Origin of the sequence: Duganella sp., from assembly GCF_039595735.1 — a bacterium.
GTDB lineage: Bacteria > Pseudomonadota > Gammaproteobacteria > Burkholderiales > Burkholderiaceae_D > Rugamonas.
In genome coordinates this window covers 152,381-167,584 of sequence record NZ_JBCNLB010000008.1, presented here as the reverse complement: position 1 = coordinate 167,584, position 15,204 = coordinate 152,381, and the positions used below count along the sequence as shown (strand labels likewise).

At 64.3% G+C, this 15,204-nt stretch carries 14 protein-coding genes and 1 pseudogene; 8 read left to right on the top strand and 7 right to left on the bottom strand.

Annotation, left to right across the window (positions count from 1 at the left end; genetic code table 11):
• Window positions 1-6: 6 nt before the first annotated feature.
• Window positions 7-927, bottom strand: coding sequence for a MoxR family ATPase (locus ABDW57_RS16200; protein ID WP_343731205.1), 921 nt, complete (start codon window positions 925-927; stop codon window positions 7-9).
• A gap of 66 nt (window positions 928-993) precedes the next feature.
• On the opposite strand from ABDW57_RS16200, the gene ABDW57_RS16195 reads away from it, so the two are divergent.
• The gene (locus tag ABDW57_RS16195) at window positions 994-1,920 is read left to right on the top strand and encodes a histone deacetylase family protein (RefSeq protein ID WP_343731204.1); all 927 of its coding nucleotides are present in this window, start codon (window positions 994-996) and stop codon (window positions 1,918-1,920) included.
• Here the strand turns inward: ABDW57_RS16195 and ABDW57_RS16190 are convergent.
• From ABDW57_RS16190 to ABDW57_RS16180, 3 genes and pseudogenes are all read right to left on the bottom strand, one after another.
• Window positions 1,917-2,117, bottom strand: a pseudogene (locus ABDW57_RS16190) (glutathione-dependent formaldehyde dehydrogenase); the annotation flags it as partial. The gene ABDW57_RS16195 and the pseudogene ABDW57_RS16190 sit on opposite strands and share 4 nt — an antisense overlap.
• Before the next feature lie 95 nt (window positions 2,118-2,212).
• Complete coding sequence (locus ABDW57_RS16185) at window positions 2,213-4,189, bottom strand: S9 family peptidase (RefSeq protein ID WP_343731203.1); 1,977 nt, start codon at window positions 4,187-4,189, stop codon at window positions 2,213-2,215.
• Window positions 4,190-4,244: 55 nt separating this feature from the next.
• Window positions 4,245-6,230: an oligopeptide transporter, OPT family gene (locus ABDW57_RS16180; protein WP_343731202.1), complete on the bottom strand. Its 1,986-nt coding sequence runs from the start codon at window positions 6,228-6,230 to the stop codon at window positions 4,245-4,247.
• A gap of 100 nt (window positions 6,231-6,330) precedes the next feature.
• Between ABDW57_RS16180 and ylqF the strand changes: the two genes are divergently transcribed.
• Window positions 6,331-7,281, top strand: coding sequence for a ribosome biogenesis GTPase YlqF (gene ylqF / locus ABDW57_RS16175; protein WP_343731201.1), 951 nt, complete (start codon window positions 6,331-6,333; stop codon window positions 7,279-7,281).
• On the opposite strand, the gene ABDW57_RS16170 is transcribed toward ylqF, so the two are convergent.
• Entirely contained in the window at window positions 7,278-8,072 is a 795-nt protein-coding gene (locus ABDW57_RS16170) for a class III extradiol ring-cleavage dioxygenase (RefSeq protein WP_343731200.1), read from the bottom strand. The genes ylqF and ABDW57_RS16170 overlap by 4 nt on opposite strands.
• Window positions 8,073-8,209: 137 nt before the next feature.
• Between ABDW57_RS16170 and ABDW57_RS16165 the strand changes: the two genes are divergently transcribed.
• The 6 genes from ABDW57_RS16165 to ABDW57_RS16140 all read left to right on the top strand — a co-directional run bounded on the left by ABDW57_RS16165 (window position 8,210) and on the right by ABDW57_RS16140 (window position 13,478).
• Window positions 8,210-10,165, top strand: a complete 1,956-nt coding sequence (locus ABDW57_RS16165) for a TonB-dependent receptor (protein ID WP_343731199.1) — start codon at window positions 8,210-8,212, stop codon at window positions 10,163-10,165.
• Window positions 10,165-11,037: a cobalamin-binding protein gene (locus tag ABDW57_RS16160; protein WP_343731198.1), complete on the top strand. Its 873-nt coding sequence runs from the start codon at window positions 10,165-10,167 to the stop codon at window positions 11,035-11,037. The genes ABDW57_RS16165 and ABDW57_RS16160 overlap by 1 nt, the downstream gene beginning before the upstream one ends.
• A gap of 83 nt (window positions 11,038-11,120) precedes the next feature.
• Window positions 11,121-11,777 (top strand): thiol:disulfide interchange protein DsbA/DsbL, encoded by a 657-nt coding sequence (locus tag ABDW57_RS16155; protein WP_343731197.1) that lies wholly within the window; start codon window positions 11,121-11,123, stop codon window positions 11,775-11,777.
• A gap of 22 nt (window positions 11,778-11,799) precedes the next feature.
• Window positions 11,800-12,132, top strand: coding sequence for a hypothetical protein (locus ABDW57_RS16150; protein ID WP_343731196.1), 333 nt, complete (start codon window positions 11,800-11,802; stop codon window positions 12,130-12,132).
• A complete protein-coding gene (locus ABDW57_RS16145; protein WP_343731195.1) occupies window positions 12,132-12,878 on the top strand; it encodes an SDR family oxidoreductase in 747 nt (248 codons plus the stop codon). Before ABDW57_RS16150 ends, ABDW57_RS16145 begins: the two co-directional genes overlap by 1 nt.
• Before the next feature lie 117 nt (window positions 12,879-12,995).
• Complete coding sequence (locus ABDW57_RS16140) at window positions 12,996-13,478, top strand: ester cyclase (RefSeq protein ID WP_343731194.1); 483 nt, start codon at window positions 12,996-12,998, stop codon at window positions 13,476-13,478.
• Here the strand turns inward: ABDW57_RS16140 and ABDW57_RS16135 are convergent.
• Together ABDW57_RS16135 and ABDW57_RS16130 are read right to left on the bottom strand one after the other, a co-directional pair.
• Complete coding sequence (locus tag ABDW57_RS16135) at window positions 13,438-14,337, bottom strand: LysR family transcriptional regulator (protein ID WP_343731193.1); 900 nt, start codon at window positions 14,335-14,337, stop codon at window positions 13,438-13,440. The two genes, ABDW57_RS16140 and ABDW57_RS16135, sit on opposite strands and share 41 nt — an antisense overlap.
• Window positions 14,330-15,190, bottom strand: a complete 861-nt coding sequence (locus tag ABDW57_RS16130; RefSeq protein WP_343731192.1) for an efflux RND transporter periplasmic adaptor subunit — start codon at window positions 15,188-15,190, stop codon at window positions 14,330-14,332. The genes ABDW57_RS16135 and ABDW57_RS16130 overlap by 8 nt, the downstream gene beginning before the upstream one ends.
• Window positions 15,191-15,204 lie beyond the last annotated feature (14 nt).

The window sequence follows — 15,204 nt, the reverse complement described above, 5'->3', positions numbered from 1 at the left end:
GCTGCGCTACACCGGCAGCGACGCTTGCAGCTGCAACACCAGATCGCGGCTGGCCAGCGCCACGCCATGCGCCGACTTCAACGGCCGCAAGCGGTGCGCGCACACCGGCACCAGCACCGCCTGCACATCTTCCGGCAGCACATGGTCGCGCCCCTCCAGCGCCGCCCACGCGCGCGCCGCCTGCAGCAGTGCGATGGCCGCGCGCGGACTGAGGCCCTCGGCAAACATGCCGTTCTGGCGCGAGGCCGCCGCCAGCGCCTGCACGTAATCGATCAGCGCGGCCGCGGCATGGATCTGGCGCAGCCCTTGCTGCGCCTGCGCCAGTTCGGCCGGCGTCATGGCCGGCGGCAGGGACTTGAGCAGCACGCGCCGGTCTTCGCCCATCAACAGCGCGCGTTCGGCGGCGGCGTCAGGGTAGCCCAATGAAAGGCACATCAGGAAACGGTCGAGCTGCGATTCCGGCAGCGGGAAGGTGCCGATTTGATGGGTTGGATTCTGGGTGGCGATCACAAAGAAGGGCTCGGGCAGGGCGCGTGTCACGCCGTCGGCGCTGACCTGGCGCTCCTCCATCGCTTCCAGCAGGCCCGATTGGGTTTTCGGCGTGGCGCGGTTGATTTCGTCGGCCAGCAGCACCTGCGTGAAAATCGGCCCCGGATGAAACACAAAACCATTCTGCTCGCGCTCATAAATTGAGATGCCGTTGACATCGGCCGGCAGCAGGTCGCTGGTGAACTGGATGCGGTTGAAGCGCAAGCCCAACGAAATCGCCAGCGCATGCGCCAGCGTGGTCTTGCCCACGCCCGGCACGTCCTCCACCAGCAGATGGCCGCCTGCCAGCAGGCAAGTGAGCGCCTGCCGCACCTGCAAATCCTTGCCGACAATGATGTCGCCCACCTGGCGAGCCACGGCATGCAATTTTGTGTACATGATATGTATGGTAGATTAGCGCCTGAGGGGATTCTATGCGAGAAACAGCTCGCAGCAGTAAAAAAAATGACCACAGCCATCTACAGCCATCCCGACTGTCAGCGCCACGACATGGGCGACTGGCATCCCGAATCGCCGGCGCGCCTGCAGGCAATTGCCGACCAGCTGATCGGCTCGCACATCAGCGATTTGCTGGAACACCGCGAAGCGCCGCTGGTCGCGCTGGCCGACCTGGAACGCAACCATAGCTGCAACGCCATCGCCATCGTGCGCGACAACGTGCCGGCCGAAGGCGACACCTATCCCATCGACGCCGACACCTCGCTCAACGCCTGGAGCTGGCGCGCCGCCCAGCGCGCGGCCGGCGCCGCCGTGGCCGCGACCAACGCCGTGATCGATGGCGAGATCGACAACGCCTTTTGCTCGGTGCGCCCGCCCGGCCACCACGCGCGCCCGATCGAACCGATGGGCTTCTGCCTGTTCAACAACGTGGCCGTCGCCGCCAAGCATGCGCTGGACGTGCGCGGCCTGCAGCGCGTGGCCATCGTCGACTTCGACGTCCACCATGGCAACGGCACCGAGGAAGCCTTTATCAACGAGCCGCGTGCGCTGATGGTCAGCTTCTACCAGCACCCGCTGTACCCCTACTGCGAGCCGCAGCCGATCACCGCCAACCAGGTCAATGTGCCGGTGCCGGCCTACAGCAACGGCGACGTGGTGCGCAAGATCGTGACGGAGCAGTGGCTGCCGGCGCTGCACGCCTTCCAGCCGCAGATGATCTTCATCTCGGCCGGCTTTGACGCGCACCGCGAGGACGATATCGGCGGCATGGGACTGGTGGAGGCGGACTACGCCTGGATCACCGAGCAGGTGATGGCCGTGGCGCGTCAGTACGCGCAGGGCCGCATCGTCAGCTGCCTGGAGGGCGGCTACAACCTGTCGGCGCTGGGCCGCAGCGTGGTGGCCCACCTCAAGGCGCTGGCTGAAATCTAAGTGCCCGGCCGCAGGATCACCTTGCGGCAATTGTCCTGCTTCCGGTCGAACAGGCGATACCCCTCGGCGGCCAGCTCCAGCGGCAGACGGTGGGTGATGATGGCCTGCGGCTGCAGCTTGCCTTCCCAGATTCGCTCCAGCAGCTCCGGCATGTAGCGCTGCACGTGGGTTTGCCCGCCGCGCATGGTAATGCCTTTTAGCATGCGCGCGCATGGCGGGCCTCCCTGGGCTGGTGAAGCCCCATCATGCTGCGCGTGGTCGGCGCACCGGCCATGTGCGGGTAGGAGGGCGCCTAGTTGGCCTGCTTGAGATGCTTGTCCAGGAAAGCCTCGACCCGCTGCCAGAACGCGATACGGTTGTCGTCGTGGCGCCAGCCGTGGCCTTCGTTGTGATACGTGATCAGTTCCACGTTGGGGTTGTGGCGCTTGACCGCCGCGTAGAAACGCTGGGCATGCTCGACCGGCACGCGCACATCTTCCAGGCCGTGTGCCATCAGCAAAGGCTGCTTCAGCTCGGCCGCGCGCAACAGCGGCGAATACTGGCGGAACTGCTCGGCATCCTTGTCCGGGTCGCCGATCAGCGTGCGCAGGCTGTAGTTGAGCGTCTCCTGCGAGGCGTCCGATTGCGGGGTGTTGAAGTGCAGTCCGATGTCCGCCACGCCAGCCCACTCGACGCCGCAGCGGTAGATGTCCGGATGCTTGATGAGACCCATCAGCGTGGCATAGCCGCCATAGCTGGCGCCCATGATGGCGATGCGCTTCGGATCGGCCCAGCCCTGCCTGACCGCCCATTGCGCTGCATCGGCCAAGTCATCCTGCATGCTCATGCCCCATTGTTTCAGGCCGGCGGAAAAGTGATCTGAACCGAAGCCGGTGCTGCCGCGGAATTCCGGCTGGATCACCACATAGCCGCGCGAGGCCAGGAACTGCGCTTCGTCATCCCAGTCCCAGTACGTGCCGCGCACATTCGGGCCGCCATGCACCAGCACCACGGCCGGCCGCGGGCCGGCGGCCTGGCCCGGCGGCAACGTCACATAGGCTGGAATGCTGCGGCCATCGCGCGCGCTGTAGCGGTGAAAGTCGCGCAGTCCCATTTGCTCGGCGTTGATGTCGGGATGCTCCACGCCCAGTGCCACCAGCTTGCCGCTGGCGCGGTGGTAAATGATGTATTGGTTGGGCTGGCGGTCGGACGACGACACCACCAGCACCACCGGCGCTTGCAGGCACTCGCGCGCGCAGTGCAGGGTGTTGGTGGTGGCCGGCAGCATGCTGTCGATTTTGGCCTGCTCGGCCTTCATCGCGGAATTCAGCCAGTAGGTGCTGCCGGCGTCGGTTTGCAGGTGGATGCCCATCAGCCGCCGGCTGCTGTAATCGATTTGCGCCGTGCCGTTGTAATCGAAGCCGGGCACGGAAATGAAGGGCTCCGCATCCATCTTCATGGTTTTCAGGTTGTAGCGGAACAGCGCGCCGTAGCCCTTGTGGTTGGCGCGTACGTACAAGGTGTCGTCGCCGTCGAAGAACTGCGGCGTGAAGCGGCGGTCGAGATAGCACACGCCATTATCGAGTTCGCGCCATTCGTTATCGCTGGCGCCGCGATAGGAGGTGATGCAGCGGCCGTTCAGCTGCGAGATCGTCAGGCGCGGCACGTCCGCGGTGTCGGTGCCCCACCACTGCACGGCGGGCGGCTGTACGCCCTCCATCAGGCCGCGCAGCTGGCGGGTGCGGGTGTTCAAACGGTACAGGCGCGAATGGTCGGGCGCGCGGTCGATCTGATTCCAGCTGTATTTCTCGACCAGGATATCGTCCGAGCCATCGTGCGCCACGTCAAAGAATGCATAGTCGGCGGTCAGCAGGTTGGCTTTGATCGCACGGCCGGTGACTTCGCGCTGGTGTTCCCAATTGCCGCTGATGAGGTGAGTCAGGTTGGCGCCATCGCGGTCGGCCGCCATTTCATCCAGATTGCCCTCGAATTCGATGCGCAGATTCTTGATGGTGAAGCCGATGCGGTTCTCATTGATCCAGTGGACCGCCGTGACGCGTTCTTGGTCCGTGGTCTTGAGGATGGCCTTGTACTGGGACAGGTCGCTGGTATCGCGCACCGCCAGCACAGTCACCCCATCGGCCAGGCTGACCACCGATGCCACATAACCGCCTTTGGGCGATAGTTCGACATGGCTGATTTTGGGAGACTGGAAAAAGCTCGCGGCGCCGGGGGCGGCGGCCTGGGTGGCGCCGGTCAGCAGGAGAAGAGGAAGGAGCAGGGTTTTCATGGGGCCTTTATGATTGCAATTTGGCAATCATAAAGGCCCAGGGCCGGCTTGTCTATTAACCGTGGACCGCCTGGCCGTTCCTGGCCGACCAGCGGTACAGGCCCCAGACGATGGCGGTGCCGACAATCAGGGCGACGGTCATGGACTGGCCTTCGCCCATGCTGTTGGCGATGGCCAGCGGCTCGCCCTGGCCCGACAGCACGATCAGGCCGGCCAGCGCGACGTTGAACAGGCTTTCGCCGACGATGAAGCCGGACATCACCAGCACGCCGATGCGCTTGGCCGCCTCGCCGCCGACCTTTTTCTCGACCGCGCGGTCGAACAGCCAGCCGGTGACGGCGCCGATCACCACCGGGGTGATCACCGCGCTGGGCAGGTAGATCGCCAGACCCACGCCCAGCGGCGGCAGGCTGTATTTGTCGTTGCTGGATTTCTTCAGCGCGAAATTAATCAGCACCAGCACCAGGCCAATCAGCACGCCGTAGCCCAGCAGGTTCCACTGCAGGTTGCCGCCGATGACGCCTTTGGCCAGGGTGGAGATCAGCAGCGCCTGCGGCGCGGCCAGCGGCTGGTCGGAGATCGAATCGAGATTTGGCGCGCCGACGAAACCGTTGGCGTGATTCAGCAGCTCCAGCACCGGCGGCACCACGCACGAACCGGCGGCCACGCCGATCAGCAAGCCGACCTGCTGCTTCCACGGGGTGGCGTTGACCAGCTGCCCGGTCTTCAAGTCCTGCAGGTTGTCGTTGCCGATCACCGCCACCGCCAGCACCACGGTGGTGACAAACAGCGCGAAGGCGATCAGCGCCTGCGCCACTTCCGGCCCCATGACGCTGCGGCCGACCATGCCCACGCTGAGCGCGGCGCCCAGAATGGTCAGGATGGCGATGCCGGACACCGGCGAGTTGGAGGAGCCGATCAGACCGGCCATGTAGCCGCACACGGCCGCGGCAAAGATGCCGGCCACCAGCACATAGCCCACGCCCACCGCCACCAGCGGCACCGCCAGCGACGCCAGTGGGCCGCCCTGCAGGAAGCTGGCCAGCAGCCAGCCGGCCGGCACCATCGAAATCAGGGTCACCAGGCCGACGATGAAGATCGGGATATCGAGTTCGGTGCGGTCCAGCGCGGCGCCTTCCAGCCTGGCCTTGCGCGCGCTGTCCATGGCCGACTTCAGGCCGCCCAGAATCGGCTTGGCCAGGCCGGCCAGGGTGATGATGGCGGCAATGCCGATCACGCCCGCGCCCATCATGCGCACTTCGGTTTTCCAGATGCCCAGCGCATGGTCGGCCACTTCCACCCCGGCCGCCAGCGGCGTCAGGTTGGTCATCAGCGGCACCAGGATGCCCCAGGCGATGATCAGGCCCGCCAGCATGGCGATGCCGACCGTGATGCCCATCAGGTGGCCGGCGCCGATCAGGGCCAGCGAGCTGGAGGCGCCAATGCCGGTGGCGCCGGCGCCGGTGCGGAAGAAGATCGCCACTTCGGCCGCCATCAGCTTGGCGGCGCCGCCGGCGGCAAACAGGGCCGAGGTCACGCTGCCCCAGATCACCGCGCGCAGGCCAGCCTTGCCTTCAGCCGCGCCTTCGCGCGAGGCCATGCCGACCTTCAGCACTTCGGCCGCCGCCACGCCTTCCGGATACGGCAGGGTGGATTGCGACACCAGCGCGCGCCGCAGCGGCACCGTGTACATCACGCCCAGCACGCCACCGACGGCGCAGGCGCCAAAGGTGGGCCAGAATGGCACGTGCGCCCACCAGCCGATCATCAGCAGGCCGGGCAGGACGAAAATCACCGACGCCAGCGTGCCCGCTGCCGACGCAATGGTCTGGACGATGTTGTTTTCCTGGATGGTGGCATCCTTGAAGGCACTGAGCAGCGCCATCGAGATCACCGCGGCCGGGATCGAGGTGGCGAAGGTCAGGCCGACTTTCAGGCCGAGGTAGACTTGGGCGGCGGTGAATACCAGCGTTATCAGAATGCCCAGAATAATCCCGCGAAGCGTGATTTCCTTCGGGTTGGACGGTGCAGCTATGCTCATCTTCAGCACTCCGGAGTTGTTGTTTGTTTAATTATGGTGTAAAGCGCCCCATGATAAAGGTAAAATAGCGGGTTGTCAGAACGTTTTTGAAGGTCAGAGCATGTCGATACAATGGTACCCGGGGCATATGAACGCCGCCAAAAAGAAGGCGGCGGAGCAGATGGAGAACACCGATCTGGTGATCGAGGTGGTCGACGCGCGCCTGCCCGAAGCCAGCACCAACCCGATGGTGGAGGAATTGCGCAAGTTCCGCCAGCGGCCATGCCTGAAGATCCTGAATAAAATCGATCTGGCCGATCCGGCCGCCACCGCGGCCTGGACTGCCTACTACAACGCGCAGGAAGGCGTGACCGCCTACGCCATGACCACCAAGAAGCCGGCCGACGTGGCGCGCATTCCGGAGCTGGCCAGGCAGCTGGCGCCGCACCGCGGCGTGCCGACCAAGCCGCTGCGCATCATGATCATGGGGATTCCCAACGTCGGCAAATCGACCCTGATGAACGCCCTGCTGAAAAAGCGCGTGGCCAAGGTCGGCGACGAGCCGGCCGTCACCAAGCAGCAGCAAAAGCTCTACCTCGACAAGAACACCATCCTGGTCGACACGCCCGGCATGCTGTGGCCGAAGATCGCGCTGCCCAGTGATGGCCTGATGCTGGCCGCCAGCCACGCCATCGGCTCCAACGCGCTGATCGAAGAAGAAGTGGCCGAGTTCCTGGCCGGCGAACTGCTGGTGCATTACCCGGACCTGCTGGTGGCGCGCTACGGCTTCAAGGAGATCGAGAAGTTCGACGCCATCGGCGTGGTGGAAGGCGTGGGCATCAAGCGCGGCTTCCGCCAGAAGGGCGGCGACCTCGATTACGAAAAGGCGGCGCACACCTTCCTCGGCGACTACCGCAGCGGCGTGTTGGGCCGCATTTCGCTGGAGACGCCGGAGACGCGCAAGGTGCGCCTGGAGCAGCACGAAGCGGAGATGGCGAAGAAGGCGGCCGAGAAAGCCGCCATCGCAGAAGAGAAAGCCCGCGCCGCCGCCAACGGCAAGCGCGGCACCTAACCGAACTTGAAGCTGCTGACCGCGAGGCCGCCCATGAAGGCGTCTTCGTGATACGGCATGGCGGCGGCGTCGTTCTCCGCCGCGCCCAGCACCACCATCAACGGCAGCAAGTGCTCTTCGCGCGGATGCGCCATGCGCGCGGCCGGCGCCTTCTCCCACGCCAGCAACTGCGCGCTGCGTTCCTGCGGCGGCAGTGCCATGGTCTGCTGCAGCCAGCCATCAAACGCATGCGACGCCGCCGCGCCGGCCGCGTTGAAGGCGCGCAGGTTGTGGAAACTCAGTCCGCTGCCGACTATCAGCACACCCTGTTCACGCAGGGGCGCCAGCAGGCGGCCCGCTTCCAGGTGGGTCTGCGGATCCAGTCCATGTTTCAGCGACAGCTGCACGATCGGCACATCCGCGTTCGGATACACCGGGTACATGGCGCTGAAGGTGCCGTGATCGAAACCGCGCTGCGCATCGAGCAGCGCCTTGTGACCGCCGGCTTCCAGCAAAGCCTGCACCTGCGCCGCCAGCTCCGGCGCACCGGGCGCGCGGTACTGCACCTGGTAGGTGTGCGGCGGGAAGCCGCCGTAGTCGTAAATCATCGGCGGCTGCGCGGACGAGGACAGCATGAAATCGCGGCCCTCCCAGTGCGCGGTAATCACCAGCACCGCCTTGGGCGTGACGCCGATCTGGCGCGGAATATCGCGCAGCGAGGCGTCCAGCTTGCCGTATAAATGGCCAACCTGATCCATCATGAATGGCCACGGGCCGCCGCCGTGCGACAGGAAGTAAGTAGGTAGTTTCATGGCGAATTCCTTTCAGACTTCACTATAAGCACCCATGCCCGTGCAATCAATGCTGTAAATATAGATAGATCATATCTAAAAGCTGAATGATCTTGCCGAGCGTATAATGCCGGGGCCTTAATTTTGAAAGACTGATCATGACCGCACTCCGTCCCTGCCTGCTGGCTGCCGCCGTATCCCTGTGTTTTGCCGCCCACGCCGAAGACGTCGGCACCGTGACCGTCACCGGCGCGCGCTTCGACGCTGATCCATCGCTGGCACCGATAGGCGCCATCATCATCAACGCCGATGAGATTCGCCGCTCGGGCGCGAACGACGTGAATGCGGCCATCCGCACAATCGGCGGCGTGTACGGCCGCCAGTCGCTGGACGGCAGCCCGGACTTCGGTCTCGACCTGCGCGGCTTCGGCACCAACAGCAGCCAGAACCTGGTGATCGTGATGGATGGCGTGCGCCTGTCGGAAAATGAACTGAGCAACGCTATCCTGTCGACCATCCCGATTGACACCGTCGAGCGCATCGAAATCACGCGCGGCGGCGCCAGCGTGCTGTATGGCGACGGCGCCACCGGCGGCGTAATCAGCATCGTCACCAAACGTCCGGGCGCCAACAGCCGCCGTGGCAGCGTGTTTGTCGAGGGCGGCCAGTTCCGCGCCGGCGAAGTGCGCGTGTCCGGTGCGCAGGCATGGGACAACTTCGCGGCCGACGCCACGCTCGACACCCAGCGCACCGACAACTACCGCGACAACAACGACTTCAAGCAAACCCACTTCAGCGGCGGTGCGCAATGGTTTGCCAACCAGTTCGACCGTATCGGCTTCCGCTATGAAGGCGCACGCCAGGACATGCGCTTTGCCGGTTCGCTGACGGAAGCGGAATTCAACGCCAATCCGCGCCAGACCAAAACCCCGAACGACCACGGCTCGCTCGACAGCGACCGCCTGACTGTGTTCGGCCAATACCGTGTGGCCGGTCACGACCTCGCCGCTGATCTTTCCTACCGCAAGAAGACGGTGGAAGCGGCCTACTTCTCCGACGCTGGCGCATACCGAACCAGCGCGGAAAGCAAAACGTGGCAGTTCTCACCGCGCGTGCGCAAGCTGGGCGCCATCAACGGCTTGGTCAATGAACTGGTCGCCGGCATCGACTTCATCAAGTGGGAGCGCACCGGCCTGGCCGACTTCGCTGGCTTTGCCAGCTCCAACGCCGACGCCAACCAGAAATCCAAAGCACTCTATGTGCGCGATGAACTGCGCTTCGATGCCGCGCACGAGGGGCGCATCTCGGCCGGCGTGCGGCGCGAAATCTTCGACAAGGATTTCAGCGATCCGCTCAACTACGCCACCGCCGGCTATAACGTCGTGCAAGGCCTGAACGCATGGGAACTGCAAGCCAGCTATATGCCGGCCGCCAGCCTGACCGTGTTCGGCAAGCTGGGTCAGAGCTATCGCGTGGCCAATTCGGACGAAAATGCGGTCACGCCGCAGAACAACCAGCCGCTCGCACCGCAGCAGTCGCACGACGCTGAACTGGGTCTGAGCTACGCCGCCGTCATGCAAAAGGTCACCGCGCGGGTGTTCCGCCACAATCTGGCCAACGAAATCTTCTACGACCCGACGCTGAACTTTGGCTTTGGCGCCAACACCAATCTGGACCCGACCCGCCGCCAGGGGTTCGAGCTGGATGCGGAGCAGAAGATCGATGCCGCATGGGCCGTCAGCGCACATTACCAGCACGTTCAGGCCAAGTTCCGCGAAGGGGCGAATAACGGCAGGGAGATGGTGCTGGTGCCGAAGAACACCCTGACCGTGCGCCTGGGCTGGACCGGCGAGGGCCAGACCGCCGATATCGGCGCGCAGTGGGTGGACCAGCAGCGCTACGGTTCGGACTTCAGCAACAGCTGCCCGGGCCAGATCCCATCCTACACCACGCTGGACGCGCGCTACGCGCGCAGGTTCGGCCAGTGGGAGTGGGCCGTGGCGGGCCAGAACCTGACGGACAAGGAATACTATTCGCAAGCCTTCAGCTGCAAGGGCGGCATCTATCCATCCAACGGCCGCCAGCTGAAACTCTCGGCGCGCTACGACTTCTGATGCGGCGCGCGCTTCCGATGTTGATGCTGGCGCTGGCCGGCGCGGCGCAAGCGGCAATCACCGTGCAGGATGATGCCGGCAACAGCGTCACGCTGGCCAGACCGGCGCAGCGCGTGATCTCGACCGCGCCGCACATCACCGAGCTGCTGTTCGCGGCCGGCGGCGGCGAGCGCGTGGTCGGCACCATGAGCTACAGCGATTATCCGGAAGCGGCCAAACGCATCCCGGTCATCGGCAGCGACGCGCGGATCGATGTGGAGCGCCTGCTGGCGCTGCGCCCGGATCTGCTGGTGGTCTGGCACAGCGGGAACACCGAGCGCCAGCTGGCGCAATTGAAAAGCCTCGGCATCCCCGTGTTCCATAGCGAACCAAAGAAGCTTGACGATGTGGCCACCAGCCTGACGCGGCTCGGCAAGCTGCTGGGCACTGAAGCCACCGCACAAGCGGCGGCCGGGGACTATCGCCAGAAGGTCAGCAAGCTGACGGCCGCCTACGCCCAGCGCCCGCCGGTGCGGGTGTTCTACCAGATCTGGGAAAAACCGCTGTTCACGCTCAACGGCGAGCATATTGTCACGGATGCCTTGCGCGCGTGCGGCGGCCGCAATGTGTTTGCGGGGCTGAAGGTGACCGCGCCTTCGGTCAGTACCGAAGCCGTGTTGCAGGAAAATCCAGAAGCCATCATCGGCGGCGAGCAGCATGACGGCCAGGCCGGCATCAACATCTGGAAGCCGTACAAGGGCTTGCTGGCGGTGCAGCGCAACAACCTGTTCATGCTGGACAGCGAACTGCTGGTGCGCGCCACGCCGCGGATTGCCGACGGCCTGGCCGTGCTGTGCGAGAAACTCGATACAGCCCGACAGCACCGTCCTTAAAGCCAGCTTAATACATGGGCCGAACGGCGCAAAAAGTGGTAATCTGCCCGCGTTTGCCACTTATCTCTGATTGAAGGACTGTTATGCGTTTCCTGAGCTTCCTGCGCCCACTGCTTGCCACCGTCGCCTTCATGGCCGCTGCCGCCGGCGCCTCCGCCGCCGACTTCAAGGATGGCCTGGACTACAACACCGTCAACGGCCCGCGTCCGGACACCGGCAAAAAGGTCGAGGTGCTGGAGTTCTTCATGTATCACTGCCCGCACTGCAACGCCCTGGATCCGGTGCTGGCTGATTGGGTGAAGAAGAACAGCGACAAGGTGGTCTTCAAGCGCATGCACATGGGCGACGACGCGCAGGCCAAGGCGTTCTACACGCTGGAGGCGATGAACGTCACCAACCTGCATGAAAAGCTGTTCCGCGCCATCCATGTCGAGCGCAACCGCCTGAACACCGACGCCGCGCTGCTGGACTTCGTGGTAAAGAACGGCGTGGACAAGGCCAAGTACCTGGAAGCCTTCAATTCGTTTGGCGTCCAGACCAAGCTGAAACGCGCGCAGCAAGTGGCAACTCAGTATAAACTGGATAGTGTGCCGGCATTGGTGATCGACGGTCGCTACACCACCTCGCCGGCAGTGGCAGGCCACGGTTTGACCTCGGCCGACGCGGCGCACAAAGTGATGTTCCAGGTGGTGGACAGCCTGGTGGCCAAGTCGCTGCAGGAACGCGCCGGCAAGAAGTAATCAAGGAAGGACGGGTAAGGCGATGAAATTCCCACGAAACGAGCAAGAGGAGGCCGAAGGCCAGGTCATGAAGATTTACAAGGAATCTTCACCGGCACTGGAGACCTTGTTTGAATGGGCCTACATCAATCATCTGGCGTGGAGCCTGGTGGTGGTATTCCTGGGCGTGATCTTCTGGCTGTGCGTGGCGCTGGTGAATGCCGAAAACCAGCGCAACGCGCTGTTGACCAAGCAGTGCATGGACCCGATTTTCAAGACGGAACTGGACCGCAAGTGCCTGCGCACCGTGCAGTCGCGCGACCACTGGTGGCAGCATCTGACTTACGCGCTGAGTCATCTCAGCCCTGAGAAGTAATGCAGCAGGTGATGCTGGTCACCGGCAGCAGCCGGGGCATCGGCGCGGCGACGGCCTTGCTGGCCAGCCGCCGCGGCTATGCGGTCTGCATCAATTATCACAGCAACGCCGACGCGGCCGAGCGCTTGCTCGCGCAGATCACGGGCGAAGGCGGAACGGCGATCGCCGTGCAGGCCGATGTTGGCGTCGAAGCCGACGTGCTGCGCCTGTTCGCGGCAGTGGACCAGCAACTGGGGCCGCTGACGGCGCTGGTCAACAATGTCGGCGTGCTGGAACAGCAGGGCAAGCTGGCCGATATGTCGGCCGAGCGGTTGCAGCGCGTCTTCAATACCAATATTCTGAGCTACTTCCTGTGCAGCCGCGAGGCGGTGCGGCGCATGTCGACCGCGCGCGGCGGGCAGGGCGGCGGCATTGTCAATGTGTCGTCCGGCGCGGCGCGCCATGGCGGCGGTAACGTCTACATCGATTACGCGGCCTCCAAGGGCGCGGTGGATGTGCTGACGCTGGGATTGTCGAAAGAGGTGGGGCCGGAAGGCATCCGCGTGAACTGCGTGCGGCCAGGGATCATCTACACCGACATCCACGCCAGCGGCGGCGATGCCGATCGCGTGAACAAGCTGGCCTCCACCGTGCCGCTGGGGCGCGGCGGCCAGCCGGAAGAAATTGCTGAAACCATTTTGTGGCTGCTGAGCGAGCAGTCCTCTTACGTCAGCGGCGCCATCATCGACGCCGCCGGCGCCCGCTAGTCCCCACCGCCGCATCTTCAACCTGGCATTGAAGGTGCTTCAAGCGCCGGCCGCATTCCGCTGCGGCCGCACTGCGCCGACAATGGCTTCCATCCACTCCACCAAAGGAAGCCCACCATGAAAGCACTTGTCCTTGCCACCTTGCTGACCGCCAGCGCGGCCCACGCCGATCCGGTCGTTGATGCCGCCCGCACCTACGCCGCCTTCTGGAACAGTGGCGATCCCGCGCTGGCGCAACAGGCGCTGGCGCCCGGCTTCATTGACCGCACGCTGCCGCCGGGCCGCGAACAAGGCCCGAACGGTCCGCTGCAAGCCTCCAAAGCCTTCCGCGCTGCCGTGCCCGATCTGAAAGCCGAAGCCACCCACATCGTGCCGCACGGTGACCATGTCTCCGTGCGGCTGCATTTTACCGGCCACTTCACCGGTCAATTCGGCGGCACGCAGGGGCAGGGCCAGGCCATCGACTTCCAGGCTTTCGATCTGTATCACGTGGTCGACGGCCGTATCACCGAGAACTGGCACCTGGAAGACAATCTCACGCTGCTGCGGCAAATGGGCCTCATGTCAGGTCCGCAAAGCGCTCCTGTAAAAAACCAATAAGCTGCGCAATGCGCGGTGGCTGATAGCGGTTGCGGTGATACAGCAGATTGAGCGGCGCACTGTCGGTAAAATATTCGTCCAGCACCGTCACCAGCCGCCCGCAGCGCAGATCATCTGAAATATCGAGGATGGATTTGTAGGCATAGCCTTGGCCGGCGATCGCCCACTTGCGTATCACCTCGCCGTCATTGCTCTGCTGCGTGCGGCGGACGCGCACCGACAGGCGCTCGTCAGCTTCATCATTGCTGCGGTAGCGCCACTCCTGCATTGGCCCGCGCTCCGTCACCAGCACCAGCGTGGGCAGACAGGCCAGCGCGTCGGGTGTGGCCGGTCCGCCATCTTTCGCGATCAGCGACGGTGCCGCGCACACCACGCGCCGGCTGGGTGCCAGCACGCGCGCCACCATCTCGCTGTCCGCCAGCTGGCCGTAGCGCAGCGCGAGATCGATATCCTCCTGCACCATATTGGCCGTGTTGTCGGTGAGCGTGAGCGCGTACGCCACTTCCGGATGCAGGGCGCGGAACGCATCCAGCATCTGCAGCAGCACATTGCGGCCCAGGTCCGATGGCGCGGAAATCTTCACCACGCCGCGTACCGCGCCACTGCCGGCATGCAGGCTGGCTTCCGCTTCCGCCATCAAGGCCATGGCCTGCTCGCTGAAATGGCGATACAGGCGGCCTTCCTCGGTCAGACGCAGCTGGCGCGTGGTGCGCTCGAACAGCTTGACCTGCAAGGATGCCTCCAGCCGCTGGATGCTGGCACTGGCCGCCGCCGGCGACAAGCCATGCTTGCGGCCCGCTGCCGAAAAGCTGCCCAGCTGCGCGGCATCGAGGAACAGACGTAGCAGCTGGCTATCCATGAATCACCACCGTGCAGGTGGTGCCGGCCACCAGATCGAGATTTTTCGGCTTGTCGTCGATGTGAATACGCACCGGCACGCGCTGCGCCAGACGTACCCAGTTGAAGGTTGGATTCACATCGGCCAGCATTTCGCGGCCCATGTTGGCGTCGCGGTCCGTAATGCCGCGCGCGATGCTTTCGATATGACCCCGCAGCTGTGTTTCGCCGCTCATCATATGGACTTCCACCTTGTCGTTCACCTTCAACAGCGGCAGCTTGGTCTCCTCAAAATAGCCGACTACGTAGAACGAATCCGCGTTAATCAGCGCCAGCTTGGACGCGCCCACGGCGGCGAAGTCGCCCGCGTGCACATTCAGGTTGGTGACGTAGCCGCTCACCGGCGCGCGCACCACGGTGCGTTCCAGGTTCAGTTCCGCCAGATTGCGGGCCGACAGCGCCGCCTGATATTGTGCCGACGCGGTGCCTGCCGCCGCTTCCGCCGTCTCTTTGCTTTCGGCCGAGATGATGGCGTTGTCAAGCGCCGCGCGGCGCTTGGCTTCCTGCGTACGACGGCCTTTTTCCACCTGCTGCGACGTCAGCATGGCCTTGGCCTGCGCCAGCGCATTTTCATAGCGCGCCTTGTCGACCACGAACAGCACATCGCCTTTCTGCACCAGCTGATTATCGTGCACCAGCACCTCGGTAACGGTGCCGGCGACGTCGGCGCTGATGTTGACTACATCGGCCTTGATGCGGCCATCGCGGGTCCAGGCTGATTCCATGTAGTGGTCCCATGCCGAGCGGCCCATCCACAGGGCCGCCGCCAGCAACAGCAAGGTCAGGCAAAATCGAAAAATTTTAGATGCGCTCACAGAAGGCTCTCTCG

Coding starts and splice junctions, on each gene's coding strand:
- ABDW57_RS16155 (WP_343731197.1), top strand. CDS start 11,121: ATGCGTTTCCTGAGCTTCCTGCGCCCACTGCTTGCCACCGTCGCCTTC.
- ABDW57_RS16140 (WP_343731194.1), top strand. CDS start 12,996: ATGAAAGCACTTGTCCTTGCCACCTTGCTGACCGCCAGCGCGGCCCAC.
- ABDW57_RS16180 (WP_343731202.1), bottom strand. CDS start 6,230: ATGAGCATAGCTGCACCGTCCAACCCGAAGGAAATCACGCTTCGCGGG.
- ABDW57_RS16145 (WP_343731195.1), top strand. CDS start 12,132: ATGCAGCAGGTGATGCTGGTCACCGGCAGCAGCCGGGGCATCGGCGCG.
- ABDW57_RS16150 (WP_343731196.1), top strand. CDS start 11,800: ATGAAATTCCCACGAAACGAGCAAGAGGAGGCCGAAGGCCAGGTCATG.
- ABDW57_RS16160 (WP_343731198.1), top strand. CDS start 10,165: ATGCGGCGCGCGCTTCCGATGTTGATGCTGGCGCTGGCCGGCGCGGCG.
- ABDW57_RS16185 (WP_343731203.1), bottom strand. CDS start 4,189: ATGAAAACCCTGCTCCTTCCTCTTCTCCTGCTGACCGGCGCCACCCAG.
- ABDW57_RS16200 (WP_343731205.1), bottom strand. CDS start 927: ATGTACACAAAATTGCATGCCGTGGCTCGCCAGGTGGGCGACATCATT.
- ABDW57_RS16135 (WP_343731193.1), bottom strand. CDS start 14,337: ATGGATAGCCAGCTGCTACGTCTGTTCCTCGATGCCGCGCAGCTGGGC.
- ylqF (WP_343731201.1), top strand. CDS start 6,331: ATGTCGATACAATGGTACCCGGGGCATATGAACGCCGCCAAAAAGAAG.
- ABDW57_RS16170 (WP_343731200.1), bottom strand. CDS start 8,072: ATGAAACTACCTACTTACTTCCTGTCGCACGGCGGCGGCCCGTGGCCA.
- ABDW57_RS16195 (WP_343731204.1), top strand. CDS start 994: ATGACCACAGCCATCTACAGCCATCCCGACTGTCAGCGCCACGACATG.
- ABDW57_RS16165 (WP_343731199.1), top strand. CDS start 8,210: ATGACCGCACTCCGTCCCTGCCTGCTGGCTGCCGCCGTATCCCTGTGT.